Below are 14565 nucleotides of genomic sequence, written 5' to 3'. Positions count from 1 at the left end.
CAGATCTCTAGCGCATCGCGATTGTCGCACGTGGAGACAGTTTTTCACTTCAGTGTAGAATATAAATCTACGATAAAGCTTGTTTCTCACGTCTATGGAGCCTCGTTCCGCCTGCCGCGGCGTCGTGACCGGCAAGCGCTGCGCTGCCCCGTTCAAGCGTGGTGATCAGTGCTGCCGGTTCGCGGGCCAGCTTTCCCTCGGCGTGAAGCGTTCGCAGCCGCGCGAGGATGCCGGGAAGACCGATCCGATCGGCTTCAAACATCGGTCCGCCGCGCTCGCGCGGGAATCCAAGCCCTTCCAGGGCGACAATTTCGATGTCGGCCGAGCGCCACGCGACGCCCTCGGCGATCAGATGCGCACCTTCGTTGATGAGGTGAAGCAAACAGAGTTCGACAATTTGCGCGTCGCTCGCCACGCTGGGATACATGTCCGCCTCGAGGGCTATTCCGGCGGTTGGAGAACCAACCAAGCCCGCCGCGACGGGTCCTTGCGCCATGCCCCATCGCGTCATCGCGCGATCGATGCGCTCTCCTGGCGTGCCCGTTGCCAAGAGCGAGCGAACTGGCGCGACATAGGCCTCAGCCAGCCGCTCGAAAATCGAACCGCCGCGATCGCCGGACATGATGACGGTCTTGCCCATCGCCTTGCCCAAGGCGGCCATCGCCGCCAATGCGGCGGGCGCGGTGCGCGGGGTCCGGATCACCTCCATCAGCACGCCCCCGCCGACGCAATGAAATTGGACCTGCTTTGCTGCTGCTTGGTCGGCTTTCGCATCGCCTACACCGCTCCCACCAAGCAATGCCGCGGCACCCCGCGGCAAGGCGGTAATTGCGCCAGCTTCGGCAACTGGCGCCTCCGGCGCGCCCTCTGCTTCGGCCGCCATGACGAGCAACTCAGGATTGCCAATGCCCTCTCCCGGCTCGCCTTGCGATACTGCGACGCCCGAGGCCTTCAATCTGGCCGCGATGTGCCGCGCATGCGTGCAGCGCCCCAGAATATGCGCCGTCGCGGGCGGGCCCACTTTGCGTCGCTTATCCAGTCCAGGAATATGCATCGCGGCCCGATGAGCGAAAAACGCATGCCGCAGTCCCCGCGACGCGTCCGACGCCACCAGCTCGTCGAGCCATTGCGCTTCGAGCCGCAGGCCCGCGGCAAAATCGGTCGACAGGTTCGCGACACAATCTACGATGCGCTCGGGCGCCCGGTTGAGGCTCGAGCGAAGCGTTTGCCGCCGCGCCGCGGCCGCGGTCGCGGCATCGGGCGGCGGCGGCCGCGTGCACGTCCTGCGCAGCGGCACCCGTCCATCGCGCACGAACCGGATCGCGGCGTCCACCACGTCGCCGTCGACGATGGCGTCGATCAGCCCTGCGGCGAGCGCGGCCTCGGCGGTTATCCGCTGCCCCGACAACATGAAGTCCAGCGCGCGCTCGGCACCGACGAGACGCGGCAGCCGCTGCGTTCCGCCCAGCCCCGGGAGCAGGCCAAGACCCGCTTCGGGAAGAGCGAACTGGGCGGTTCGCACGGCGACGCGCCAGTGGCCGGCAAGCGCCAGTTCGACCCCGCCGCCAAGGGCCGGGCCGCCGATCGCCATGACCACGGGAATATCGGACCATTCGATGGCATCGAACAGCGCGCGCAGATCGTCCGCGCGGCCAAGGTCGCCAAGATCCGCGCCGCCGCAAAAAATGTCGCGGGCGCCGGTCATTACGACCCCGCGGCACTCGGGTGCGACCTGGGCGCGGGCCAGCGCGGCCCCCAGCGACGCGACGACCCCGGTGGCGACCGAGAGAATGTTGGCCGGCCCGTTCGACAGGCGCAGCAGGTGCACCTCCCGCAGATCCTCGACTTCGATTGTCATCAGACTCTAGACTTTCTCGATCAGAAAGCATCGGCGGCAAGCATCTCGCCGCCTTCGATCGCCGCTGCGATGCCGGCGGCGAGCCCCTCGGTCTGAGAAAGCATCCGGCGCGCGAAGAAATCGGCGACCCCGAGCTTGGCCGCGAATGCCGGCTCGGATGCCGCGCAGGCCGCCATCCGCGACCACATCCACCCCAGCAAGACCAGCGCGAAGAGGCGCAAATAATCCGCGGCGACCGCGCCGGCGATTTCAGCGGGGGCCTCGCGCACTCGCGCCGTGACGCCGCGCAGCAGGCCGAGGGCCGCGAGGGTGCGGTCGGCCACATATAATCCCGTCGCTGCACGAAGTTCGGACTCGAGAGACGCGAAGAGGCTGCTGACGACGGTCCCGGCTTCGAGCGGCAATTTGCGGGTGACGAGGTCCAGCGCCTGGATTCCGTTGGTGCCCTCATAGATCTGCGCGATGCGGACGTCGCGAACATATTGCTCCATCCCCCACTCGCGGATGTAGCCGTGGCCACCGAAAATCTGCTGCGCCGCAACGGCGCTTTCGAAACCCATGTCGGTAAAGCCCGCCTTGATGACGGGCGTCAGCAGCGCCGCGACATGGTCGGCGCGCGCGCGTTCAGCAGGGTCTGGATGATGCCGCGCGCGATCGACCTGCAACGCACACCAGCCGACCAGCGCGCGCGCACCCTCGACGAAGGACCGGATCGAAAGCAGCATGCGGCGCACGTCGGCGTGCTCGATGATCGCGACCGGCGCCGAAGCGCCGTCGGCACTCCGCCCCTGGCGCCGCTCGCTGGCATAGGCCAGGGCCTGCTGATAAGCGCCGCCCGCAACCCCCAGCCCCTGCACCCCGCACATCAGCCGTTCGGTGTTCATCATGGTGAACATCGCAGCGAGGCCGCGATGCGGCTGGCCGATCAGCCAACCGGTCGCGCCGTCATAATTCATCAGGCAGGTCGGCTGAGCGTGCATCCCCATTTTCTTTTCCAGCGCGCCGACGGACATGGCGTTGCGAAGGCAGAAGTCGCCCGCGGCGTCGGGCAGGAATTTCGGCACGAGGAACAGGCTGATCCCCTTCACGCCCGGCGGCGCATCGGCGAGCCGCGCGAGCACGAGATGGACGATATTTCCGCCATAGTCATGATCGCCGGAGGAAATGAAAATCTTGCTGCCGCTGACCCGATAGCTGCCGTCTCCGCACGGTTCCGCCCGGGTTATCAGAAGCGACAGATCGGATCCCGCCGCGCTTTCGGTCAGGGCCATCGCGCCGGTCCATTCGCCGCGCACGAGCGGCGAGAGCCAGCGCGCCTTGAGCTCGGCATCGGCGTGCGCGGCCAGCGCCTCGCAGGCCCCGCGCGTCAGGCTCGGGCAGAGGCCGAATGACAGATTGGTGGCCGACATCATCTCGTCGGCCCAAAGCTGAACGATAAGCGGCAGGCCTTGCCCGCCATGCTCGGGGTCGGCGCTGAGTGCCGGCCATCCGGCGGCGGCAAAATCGCGATAGGCCGCGGCAAAACCGGACGGCGTCTCGACCGCTCCGTCGACCAGGCGGCTACCCTGTTCGTCCCCCTCGCGGTTGAGCGGATGCAGCCGGTCGGCGCACAGTCGGCCTGCCTCCTCCAGAACGGCCGCGGCCAGATCGACGTCGACATCGCGGCCCAGCTCGGACATCGCTTGTTCGAACCCCAGCACCTTCTCGAGGAGAAAGCGATAATCCGCGACTGGAGGAACATAGCTCGCCAAAACCCATTCCCTGAAAAATCATCTGCCACGATGCAACACGACCGTGGCATCGGCGCTATCCGGAACGTTACCGACGTCTGCCGCGATGGCGACCGCCCTTCTCTTCGGCGGCAGCGATCAAGCGCCCGGTCGGTCCAAGGTGCGCACCAGCTTCGCCTTGCCGGTCGCCCCATATTCCATCGAGAAATCGTCCGGCTCGACCAGTTGGACGCGGGCGCGAAAGCGAAGCTTGTTCTGGATCGCCGCCTCGAGCTCCTGCGCCAGGCGCGCGCGCGTCTCCAGCGCGACTCCGGGCTTCAGGCACACCTGGACATCGACCGGGGCCTCGACGACCGCCGAGGCGGAATAGCGCATTATCTGGATATCGCCGCCGACGAGGTCCGAGCTCGCCGCCACCACATCGCGAACCGCATTGGGAAAGACATTGACGCCTTTCACCAGCAGCATGTCGTCGATCCGTCCGCGAAATTCGATGCGCGGTCCCGGACGCCCGCACGGGCATGGATCGGTGAAGACCCGGATCAGATCCTTGTCGCGCCACCGGATGAGCGGCTGGCACTCCTTGACCAGGCCCGTGAATACCACTTCCCCCTCGACCCCGTTTTCGATCGGCAGCGGGTTGAGGTCCTGGTCCAATATTTCCATCAGCGCGTTGTCGTTGCCGAAGATATGGATGCCGTTGTGCGCCTCGCACGAAAGACCGAGCGGGTTCGTACAGCCGGTGCCGCCCGACATGTCGTAGATTTCAGCGCCGCCGAAGCCCGCCGAAAGCTGTTCGCGGATTTCGGGTATACCGCCGCCCGGCTCGCCGAAGACGATCAACTTGCGGATACCGAATTCCTCGGTGCGCCAGCGGGTTTTCTGGGGGACCGACTTGATCAGGTGCAAGGCATAGGAGGGTGTGCACATCATCATGTCGGGGCGCGTGTCGATCGCAGTCTGCGCGAAGCGCTCGGTGGTCGCCAGACCCCCGATCGGGATGACGCAGAAACCGAGATTGAGGAGCGCGTCCACCGCCGGGATCCCGACGATCCACATGCTCATGACGCCGGCGAACAGCACGCGATCGCCGCGGACCAGCCCGGCCCGGGCCATCATGCGCGCGACATGATCCTGCGACACCGCGCGGTCGTTCGCGGTATAGCCGATATAGGTCGGCGCTCCGGTCGTTCCGGAAGATGCGCTGACCCGGTTGATGTCTCGGACGTCACAGGTCACATGCATCCCGAAGGGATGTCCCATCACCTCGCGCGACCGCTCCTGGCTGAGCCTTTCCTCCTCCTTGTCGAAAAAGGGATAGCGGGCATAATCGTCCCAGCCCTGGAATCGCAGCGGGTCCACCCCCGCCGCATCGAACTTGTCCCGGTAATAAGGCGAATCCCGATAGACGCGCAGCAACTGGCTGCGCAATTTCACGAGCTGGCGGTCGCGAAGCGCTTCGCCCGTCAGATGCTCGAGTTCGGGTTGGTGCAGACTTGCTTGCATCATGTTCTCATCGGCCTTGCGAAGGGGTAGCGGGCGGCCTCGCGCAAGCGCGACCGCCTCGCGGCACCATGCGTGCGCAGGGCCGCCGGATCGGCGCAGCCTCTCGCCTCATAGACAAGCGATTTGACGAGAGCGACCACCGATGTGGGCAAGCCCGCAACCTTCCGCGCGAGCGCGGATGCGGTCGCAATGACTGCCTCATCGTCGACGACCTCGTTGACCAGTCCCGTCTTGTCCGCCCACTGCGAATCCTTCCAGTCGCCGGTCAGCAGCGCTTCGAGAATATGGTTTGCGCCAAGACGCCGCGCCGCAAGCAGCGGAATATCGACGGGAGGAATGCCAAGCGCGACTTCAGGCAGAGCAAAGCGCGCCGAGCGCCCGCAGATAACGATGTCGCTCGCCAGCGCCATGGCGACACCTTCGCCGACGCATGCCCCGCTGATCCCGCAGATGATAGGCTTGGTGATCAGCCCGGGCTGAAAGAAATCGAGATCGAGCGCCTCGGCGTCCACGGTCCCCTTGTTCGCGGCATCGATCATGCCAAGATCGCCGCCCGCACAGAAGGCAGCGCCTTCGCCGAGGATCAGGATCGCGCGCACATCGTCGTCGGCCTCGTGCGACTGCATCGCTGCATTGAACAGGTCGAACATCTCCGGCGTCATCGCATTGCGCTTGCCGGGACGGTTGAGGGTAATGCTGCCCACACCATCATGGACATCATGAAGTACGGCAGGCAGTGCCGCGTTTATGCATTCATTTGCGGGAGCCCCGGGATCGGTCGTCATGATGCCAATCGACCTGCCAATCCCAGACTCGCAAAATAGGATGCAATGGCGTCCGGCCCCGCCAGAAAACGCTCGCCTTCAGGTGTCGCCTCCGCGTCGGCAGGTGTTTCGGCGCCTTTCGGAAAATGCAGGACGGGCGCACCCTGATAGGCCTCCCCGAGCGCCGCCACGAGATCCGGGCGCGGCCGCGCGAAGCCGATGCGCTTCACACCTACGGCATCAAGGATCGCTGGATAATAGACCAGGAGCCCCTCCACCAAGGCAGACTCGGGACAGACGACCGGCGGGTCTTCGTCCGCAGGTTTGAGAAGATAAAGCATTGGTTGCATGCACATGCTCCTAAAAACGGACCGTAGCTTCGACGTTCACCGACCGCCCCTCGGCCGGATAGCCAAGACTCGTGCCTTGAGGAAAAAGTGGCAGCGCCGCAGGCGCGGTGACGCTGGTGAAGGTCACGATATTGTGGAGATACCGGACGTTGGTCAGATTTTTCCCGAACAGCGACAAGGCGTAGCGCTCGTCGGGCGAGGCCCATGTCACGCGCGCATTCAACAGCGTAACCGCCTTCTGGCGGTTCAGGGGGAAGTTAAACTGGATGAAGTCGACCGCTGAACGATAATTGAGCGATGCGTTGAAGGAAAGGGTGCTGCCACCTGGCACATTCGCGACATATTCGCCGGTCGCACCCGCCGTCCATTTCGGCGATGAGATCATCCGGTTGCCGGACGCATCTTTCGGGACATTGTTGAGACTGGACATGAACTTGCCGTAGCGTGCGTCGAGATAGGAGCCTGTGAAGCCGAGGGTCACATTGGGCGCGGGCCGCGCTCGCAACTCCATCTCCAGGCCCTTGGGCCGCGCGGTCGCCGCATTTTGAATGACATTCAAGCCATTCTGGAATGTGGTCACTTGCAGGTCGCTGTAGTCATAGAGAAATGCCGTCAAACTGCCGAACAGCTTCCGATCGAAGGCATGCGCCTTTATGCCCATCTCATAGGCCCAGAGCTGCTCGTTAGCGAAAGGGGCCGCAAACGTACCGAGCGCGACAAGGACGTCCGCCTGCCCCGTGCCCCCCGACTTGAAGCCCTTGGTTGCCGATCCGTAAATCGTAATATCGGGGCTCGGTCGATACGTCAGAACCGCCCGAGGCGAAAAAGCCTCGTAACTCGGGGCGTCGAAGCGCAATATGCGCAGCCCCACTGGCGCAAGCTGGGGGGCATTCAATCCGCCGGCTACCCCGCTAACCAGCAGGAACTCGCGGCGGATCCGCTTATCTTCGCGCGAATAACGGGCACCAAGGGTCAAATCGACCTGGTCGGCCAGCTCAACGGTACCGTCAGCGAACGCTGCATAGGCACTGGTGCGACTTCTCCCGTCCGGCACCACCTGCGTTGCCGGCGTCGCACCGACGCCGGAGAACCGGTTGATCGCCAACTCGCCATTTACCCGATCGCGCAGAAAATATCCCCCCAATATCCAGGAGAATTTTTCCTCCGCGACCGACTGAAGCCTGACCTCCTGCGAGAACTGCGTCTGACGCTGGTTCGCAAATGTCTCGGTTACCGCTGCCTCCGTGCCATCGGTATTGATGGCAAAATGCTGGGACAGCCTTCGCACCCCCGTGATCGATATTAATTCGACAGGTCCAAGATCAATGTTCAGTTCGGCCGCGACGCCATATGTCCTGGTATCATTGCGTGCGGCACTATTGTTGCGGGTCTGGTGAAAGCCCGAAGGTGTCAGGGCGCCAAGCGCCTGCGCCTGCCCCGAAGGATCGAGGGGTCGCAGCGTCTGGCTACCTTGGCGCTGATAAACATAATCGGCCGTGAGCTTCACCCCGATCTTTTCATAGCCCGAGGAGTCAAGCGTCACGCGAACCGCATCTACGTCCGATTTGTCGGACGCGTTTGTTCCTCTTTGGTCGAGGTCTTGCGTAATTCCATCGTCGCGGCGAATCCGACCGGCAACCCGCGCCGCCCAATTCTCGCCGATAGGACCGCTCAGCGCGCCCTTGATCTCCCGGCGGTCAAACGAACCATATGTTGCCGTGACATAAGCCTCGACATTGCGCGTCGGTCGCTTGCTCAGGATGTTCAGTACACCCGCGCTCGCATTGCGACCGTAAAGCGTCCCCTGCGGCCCGCGCACCAGCTCGACCCGCTCGACATCGAAATAGTCGACCAACGCTGCAGCGGGCCGTGACAGGTTGACGCCGTCCAGACTGACCGCAACGCTGCTGTCGACGGAGAAGGACGCTACCGCAGTGCCGGCGCCGCGAATGAAGATCTGGGCCGCGCCGGTCGACGTGTTGAAAGTCACGTTGGGCGTGTGCAGATACAGGTCCGAGATCCCGTTGATGTCGGACTTTTGCAGCGCTTCGCCGGAAAAGGCACTGATCGAAATCGGCGCTGTGGACAGGCTCTCGTTTCGCCGCTGGGCGGTTACAACGATATCCTGAACGCTTTCGGCTGCGATTTCTGCCGGCGGCGGGCTGTCCGTTTCAACCGCCTGTTCTGCCCGAACGCTGGAGCTGAACAAAAGTGCACCGATCGACGCACATTGCAAAATTCTCGCCTTCATGCCCGCCCCTTCCGTTTCAAGAATGGAAAGACATGTTATGAACGCTTATATGAAATGTCAATTAGAGTTTATGACATTTCCAACGGCGATTGTGCGTTTTGCCTCCGGACCAAGAGCGCATAGGCTGCCCAAAGTAACGCGGCGACAAGCATGGGGACGGCAGAGCCGATAGCGATACCTTGCCCAAGATCAGGCTTGCCCCCGGTCTCCGAGGCACCCTGGCCGAACAACGTGATCAGCGCCGGACCAATCGAGGCGCCGATGGAGCTGGCCAAGATGAAGCTGATCGACGACATGCGAGCCATCAGACCCACTGGCGTGATGTGCGCCAGAGCAAGCGCATTAACCAGCGCAACACCTGGGAAGCAGAACAACATGAGCGCCAGAAAGGCCCATATGGTCGTATCTGTCCCGACGAGACTGAAGCCCAGCATCGCGCATCCGGAGCTACAGGCCAATATGGCGCCAAACACGGCGACAGCTGATATTGCTTTTCGAGCCGCCAAGGCCTGAAGGACAAGGGTACCCATCGCCAGTCCAGCGAGTGAGGCAACCAGTTGCAATTGTCCGAACGTCTCGCCGACATGCGACGCCGACCAATTGTAGGAGCTTATCAAAAAGCTGGGCGCCCAAGCCATGAACCCAAATAGCGACGCGCCCATCGCCGCCTGCGCAGCATATGCAATCGCATATAGGCCGAGATGCTCTCGCAGGTGGGGCCATATCGGTTGCGCCACAATTGTCGCAGCATCGCTGTGCACCGGTTCATGAAGCGCGAGCAGCAGAAACGAGAAAACCAACCCGGCCAGGCCGATCAAAATCAGCGCGGTGCGCCATGATGCGTCACCCGAAGACAAGCCCGGCAGAGACACCGGGAACTGCAACAGCGCGCCTGTCACAAGTAACGCTATCCCGCCGCCGACAGCATTGCCAATGCTGAACGTCGAAAACGCCCGCACCCTCGCCCGGCCATCATAATAGCTCCGGATCAACGAGTAGGCTCCCGGTGCGAGCATTGCTTCCCCGACGCCAACCCCCGCCCGGCAAATCAGCAGCGACACATAATCATCGCAAAAACCGGAGAGAAGCGTGAACAGGCTCCAACCGGCAACCGCCCAGAACAGAATGTGACGTCGCGAGAAGCGGTCGAGCAGGACACCTGCCGGAAATGCAGCGACGCCATAAGCGATCGCGAAACCCCCGCCGAGCAACCAGCTTTGCTGCACGAGCGACATGGGGATATCGCGCTCGACCTCGCCAATGAGCAGAAACAGCGCGCTGCGATCGATGTAGGAAAGAATGACCGCTGCCGTGAGAATCAGCACCGAAACATGCTTGGCTTTGTCGTTCACGATAACCCCACTCCCATGCCGCAATCGCCGGTCGCATCCATGTCACGAAATGACATGTCACAAAAGGCTATTTGAAATTTCAATTAGAGTCACTATGGGAATGGCGAACCTAATCTCACGCCGCACGTCCCCCAGCTACAGGATCTGACAATGCCATCGCAAACCGCCGGACCGACCCACGTTATCAAGGACCTGCTCGACACCGCACCGCGCGGCACCCTGCATCGCGGCCGGATTCAGCTTGGCAGCCGTGCAACGGGGGCAGATATTGCGCTGAGCTATGTCGTCGTCGTCGGACGCGAGCCCGGCCCTACGCTGTGGATCAATGGTCAGGTACATGGCACCGAAGTCTGCGCCATCGTCGCCGGTATCGAATTTTGTCGGCAGCTCGCCCCCAGCCAGATGGCAGGAAATATAGTCTTCACCGCGAGCGGCAATCCGCTGGCGCTGGAAAGCCGGACTTGGGCGACCCAGCAGGATTTCGGGCAAAATCTTGACACTTCCTTTCCCGGCCGTCCCGAGGGCTTCATCACCGAGCGCATGGCGCACCGCCTGTTCAGCGAAATCGTCGCGGTTCGGCCCGATCTGCTGCTGAGCATGCATGCCCAGGGAACCGATTTCTGCAGCAAGATCTACGGCGTCTACAAGCTGCCGCCGAACAGTCCGGTCGAGCCGTCCGATCTCTATCCCTTCATGCGCATCTTCGAACCTTTTGCGATCTGCCACATGCGGGTCGGACCGGGAGCGGACGAACATCCCGGTCACCACGCGGGGGCGCTCGATTATCAGGCGATGGCGCAAGGCATTCCCGCATTCATGATCGAGTTCGGCGTCGCCCAGCGCTCGACCCCCGACGAGGTCCGGTTCGGCGTCCAGTGCTATTTCGGCGTCTGCGCCGAGCTTGGGATATTGTCCGCCGATCATAAGACGACCGGATCGTCGCATTCGCGGCTCGTGACCTCGCGGGGTCATCTGAACGTCGATGTGGGCGGGCTGTGGCAGTCCGATCTCAACCCTGGAGCGCTAGTGAAAGCAGGCGAACCGATCGGAACGATCACCGATTTCACCGGCATCGTCGTCGACACGGTCAAGATGCCGATGGATGTGCTCCTGATCGCGGTCCGCCAGGACCCCGTGGTGCATAGCGGCGACAGCGTCGCCTATCTGGCCAAACAATGGACCAGTCTGGACCTCGCCTGAGGCGCCCACGACGTCGGCTTCAGGGACAGACGACGACCTTGCCGATAACCGAACGTTCGGCGAGCCGAGCGATCGCTTTGCCGCCGTCGGCGAGCGAATAGATCTTGTCGATATTCGGCCGGATCCGGCCCTGTGCCCACCAATCGAGCAACTGCGACACATGCCTGCGATGCCGGTCGGGATTGCGAGCGAAAAAGCCGCCCCAGAAGACGCCGCAGATGTCCGCCGACTTGAGAAGCGGAAGATTGAGGGGAAGCCGCGGGATACCGGCCGGGAAGCCGACGACGAGATACCGCCCTTCCCACGCGATCGCCCGCAGGGCCGCATCGGTATAGTCGCCGCCCACGGGATCGTAAATGACATGCGCTCCGCCGGGACCCACCGCGTCCTTGAACGAAGCCGCCAAGTCCCGCGCGCCATTCGCGTCAAAGGGTCCCCGATCGTAGATGATGACCTTGTCCGCGCCTGCCTTCCGCACGGCCGCCGCTTTTCGGGCATGCGACACAGCCGCCACGACGGTCGCGCCCATCGCCTTGCCGATTTCGACCGCCGCGAGGCCCACGCCGCCCGCCGCGCCGAGGACCAGCAAGGTGTCGCCAAGCTTCAGCCGCCCGCGGTCGGTCAGGGCATGGATCGTGGTGCCGTAGGTGAACAGGAGCGCTGCGCCTTCGACAGCGTCGAATCCCGGGAGCAAGCGGATAGCGCTCTCGGCTTTCACGACCGCCTGCTCGGCGAGGCCGCCGCCGTCGCGCATCAGCGCGATCAGCCGATCGCCGATCTGCCAGTCCGAAACCCCCTCGCCGATCGCCTCGACGACGCCGGTTATCTCGCTTCCGGGCGCGAAGGGACGCGGAGGCTTGAACTGATATTTGTCCTCGATGATCAAAACGTCGGGGTAGTTGATGCCGCACGCAAGAACGCGCACGCGCAACTCGCCGGCGCCCGGTTGCGGCTCGGCCAGTTCGGCAAGCTCGAGAGTGGCCGGGCCGCCGGGGCGAACCGACAAAAGGGCTTTCATGGCCCGGCTCGCGGCGGCAGCGGCGATGGCGCGGCCTCGAAACGCCCGCCGATAAAAACGAGCACGGCCGCGATCACCAGCGATGGCGCTGTGAGATAAAGCAGCGCCTGCTGTAGGCTATGGTCTGGTTGCCCGATACGCGCCAGATAGTCGCTGAGAGCGCCTACCGCCAGTGGCGCAAGCCCAAATCCCGCGAGGTTAAAGACGAGAAAAATCGAGGCCGTCACCATCGCATGGACGTTAGGCGGGGTAATCTGCTGCGAATAACTGATGATCGGGGCGCTGCACGCTGTGATCATACACGCGGCCACGGCAAAGCAGCCGATGAGGACCGCCGGCGAGTGGCTGAGGAAGGCGAGCGCCGCGAACGGGGCACTGGCGGCGAAGAGCAAGGCTGGAATCCACAGGTTCCAGCGCGCTTCGCGGCGCGCCAGCCGGTCGGCGACGACCCCGACCACAATCGTGAGTATCAGCCCTCCGGCGCCGTTGACGGCGCCGATCAGCCCGCCCGCCTCAGTGCGCGTCATGCCGTAGGAGCGGATCAACAGCGCCGGAAGCCACGTCATCATTCCCGCCGAAGCGAAAACCGCAAAGGCACTGCCCGCGACATACCAGCGCACCGCGCGTACCCCGACAATCGTCCGCATCGTGTCGCGAAACCCAAGCTGCACCTTGGTATCGCGCAGCGCACGGACGGGATCGCGCATCCATGTCAGGACCGACAGGCCAAGCAGAAGGGGCAGCATCCCGATCGCAAAAAAAGCGATGCGCCAACCATAGTCGGTCGCGATCCAGCCGCACACCCAGAGGCCAACGAAGGAACCGATGAAAAAGCCCGATTCGGTGATCGACAGCGCGGTCGTTCGCTGTGCGGGGGGATAGACATCGGCGATGATCGAATGCGCCGCCGGGACGCACGGAGATGCACTGATCCCGAGACCGCAGCGCGCAGCGACGAGCTGCAGAAAATTCTGCGCCATTCCGCACAACATCGTCATCCCGCCCATCGCGGTGAGCGCGATACCGATCGTGCGGCTGCGGATCGAACGGTCCGACACAAACGCCATCGGAATGCCCGCGACGACATAGAGCGCCACGAACGCAAAGCCCGAAAGCAATCCGAGCTGCGCGTCGCTCAGCAGCAGGTCCTTCTTGATATCTTCCAGGAGGATCACGATCGCCAGCCGGTCGACGGCATGAATGACTATGATCAGCGTCAGCGCGAGCAGGAGCCCATGCCGGCGCAGGAAGCCCGGGGCGGGCTGCGCGCTAGGCAAGCGGCGCTCCATCGATCACTGCGATGCCATCGACCGACAGCAGGGTATCGGCCATGACCGGCCGCAATCCCTCGATCCCCGACGAGGCGGGTCCCGGATCGCTCAGCAGCTCCATCCGCGCGCGCAGATTGTCAAACCAGTTTTCCTTGTCCCACGCGCCTTCATAATAGGTTTTGATCTTCACGAGATCCGCGATATCGGCGCCGCTGCGATTGAGGGCCTGCTCAAGCTTGCGCATGACCAGCCGGGCCTGATCGGCGATATTGCCCTTATGCAGGATGGCTCCCCTATCGTCGGTCGGCGCCTGCCCGCTGGCGAATACGACGTCCGCGCAGCGCAGCGTCTCGGCGAACGGCCAGTCGAAGGCGGGATACGGCGCCGGCGCCCGTCCTTGGCGGATTTTGTCGGCATCGGCCCCGGTGTGTGCGATCGCTTCCAGTTCGACGCAAAATGCCCGATCCTTCTGCGCCGGCAGCAAGGCCGCATGATAGGCTGGCGGCGAACGGCCGAACAAGGCGCCAAGTTCGCGCTCGATCGCTGCCCGGTCGGCAGCGGGCAAATCCGCAGGGAAATAGACGTATAGGCGGCATATATCGGCGAGCTCGCCGTCCAGCCGTTCCAGCGCAATGCGCAGGCCATCGCATAGTGGCGCCCCGTGCGCGGCGCGGCTGCTCGCCAACAGCCAGTCGCCGCGCCGGACCGCCTGCACCGCGCCGTCGGCATCGGTGACCGAGGCGCGGCGCCCCGTGACGGCGATCGCATCGATTTCGACTTCGCTGCCGACGGTCGCGAAGCTTGGGACCGGCGTCATGACGATCAGCACATCGGCGCATTCAGGAAATTCAGCGAGAATCTCCGAGCGATACGCCGCTTCGTCGCCGACCGACGTTGCAAGATAAAATATCTGAAGCTGCGCGAGCTCGGTGAGGCGGCAGTCCGCCTTTGCGATCACCTCATAGACACTGCGCATGCACGCAAAAGTCTGCGCCATGAGATCACCGGGGTTCAGAACCTTTCCGCCCGCGCCCATATCCATTTGACCATTGGTGAACAGCCAAGCCCCGGCCCGCACCGCGCGGCTGATCTTGAACTCTGGCATTACCTGCTTGATCGCCGGCGACACGCTTATGTGCAGTCGGTCCGATACCTTTGCCGCGTCGCTCACATTGCCCTCGCCCAAGAAATAGTCCGCTTCGCCATCATGCCTGCCTTCGGGAGACCGGCCGCTGTGGGGCGCCGCACCCGCGGCGCCGGACATG

The 14565-nt window shown here is 63.5% G+C and carries 11 protein-coding genes; 1 reads left to right on the top strand and 10 read right to left on the bottom strand.

The annotated features are described in order from the left end of the window. Positions 1–67 precede the first annotated feature (67 nt). The 7 genes from CVO77_RS11960 to CVO77_RS11930 all read right to left on the bottom strand — a co-directional run bounded on the left by CVO77_RS11960 (position 68) and on the right by CVO77_RS11930 (position 9811). Positions 68–1858 carry an enoyl-CoA hydratase/isomerase family protein gene (locus tag CVO77_RS11960; RefSeq protein WP_105999256.1) on the bottom strand — a complete coding sequence of 597 codons (1791 nt, stop codon included), beginning with the start codon at positions 1856–1858 and terminating at the stop codon, positions 68–70. Positions 1859–1878: 20 nt separating this feature from the next. Next, positions 1879–3609: an acyl-CoA dehydrogenase family protein gene (locus CVO77_RS11955; RefSeq protein ID WP_105999255.1), complete on the bottom strand. Its 1731-nt coding sequence runs from the start codon at positions 3607–3609 to the stop codon at positions 1879–1881. 117 nt (positions 3610–3726) lie between these two features. Further along, the gene (locus CVO77_RS11950) at positions 3727–5097 is read right to left on the bottom strand and encodes a phenylacetate--CoA ligase family protein (protein ID WP_105999254.1); all 1371 of its coding nucleotides are present in this window, start codon (positions 5095–5097) and stop codon (positions 3727–3729) included. Continuing rightward, positions 5094–5798, bottom strand: a complete 705-nt coding sequence (locus tag CVO77_RS11945) for an enoyl-CoA hydratase/isomerase family protein (RefSeq protein WP_158258056.1) — start codon at positions 5796–5798, stop codon at positions 5094–5096. Before CVO77_RS11945 ends, CVO77_RS11950 begins: the two co-directional genes overlap by 4 nt. 77 nt (positions 5799–5875) lie before the next feature. Next, entirely contained in the window at positions 5876–6208 is a 333-nt protein-coding gene (locus tag CVO77_RS11940; RefSeq protein WP_158258055.1) for a DUF3088 family protein, read from the bottom strand. 10 nt (positions 6209–6218) lie between these two features. Continuing rightward, entirely contained in the window at positions 6219–8459 is a 2241-nt protein-coding gene (locus CVO77_RS11935) for a TonB-dependent receptor (protein WP_105999251.1), read from the bottom strand. A 68-nt stretch (positions 8460–8527) separates the two neighbouring features. Further along, entirely contained in the window at positions 8528–9811 is a 1284-nt protein-coding gene (locus CVO77_RS11930; protein ID WP_158258054.1) for an MFS transporter, read from the bottom strand. A 150-nt stretch (positions 9812–9961) separates the two neighbouring features. Between CVO77_RS11930 and CVO77_RS11925 the strand changes: the two genes are divergently transcribed. Next, positions 9962–11011 (top strand): M14 family metallopeptidase, encoded by a 1050-nt coding sequence (locus CVO77_RS11925; RefSeq protein WP_105999249.1) that lies wholly within the window; start codon positions 9962–9964, stop codon positions 11009–11011. A 19-nt stretch (positions 11012–11030) separates the two neighbouring features. Here the strand turns inward: CVO77_RS11925 and CVO77_RS11920 are convergent, their stop codons facing one another. Genes CVO77_RS11920 through CVO77_RS11910 form a run of 3 tightly spaced genes read right to left on the bottom strand, consistent with a single transcriptional unit; the run spans position 11031 to position 14564 of the window. Further along, positions 11031–12029, bottom strand: a complete 999-nt coding sequence (locus CVO77_RS11920) for an NADPH:quinone oxidoreductase family protein (RefSeq protein WP_105999248.1) — start codon at positions 12027–12029, stop codon at positions 11031–11033. Further along, positions 12026–13306 carry an MFS transporter gene (locus tag CVO77_RS11915; RefSeq protein ID WP_158258053.1) on the bottom strand — a complete coding sequence of 427 codons (1281 nt, stop codon included), beginning with the start codon at positions 13304–13306 and terminating at the stop codon, positions 12026–12028. The genes CVO77_RS11920 and CVO77_RS11915 overlap by 4 nt, the downstream gene beginning before the upstream one ends. Next, on the bottom strand, positions 13299–14564 hold the full coding sequence (locus tag CVO77_RS11910) for a RidA family protein (protein ID WP_158258052.1): 1266 nt from the start codon (positions 14562–14564) through the stop codon (positions 13299–13301). Before CVO77_RS11910 ends, CVO77_RS11915 begins: the two co-directional genes overlap by 8 nt. Position 14565: the final 1 nt, after the last annotated feature.

It is taken from the genome of Sphingopyxis lindanitolerans, from assembly GCF_002993885.1.
In the GTDB taxonomy this organism is placed as follows: domain Bacteria; phylum Pseudomonadota; class Alphaproteobacteria; order Sphingomonadales; family Sphingomonadaceae; genus Sphingopyxis; species Sphingopyxis lindanitolerans.
The sequence above is the reverse complement of the archived record's forward strand: the minus strand, read 5'-3'. Positions and strand labels throughout refer to the sequence as shown.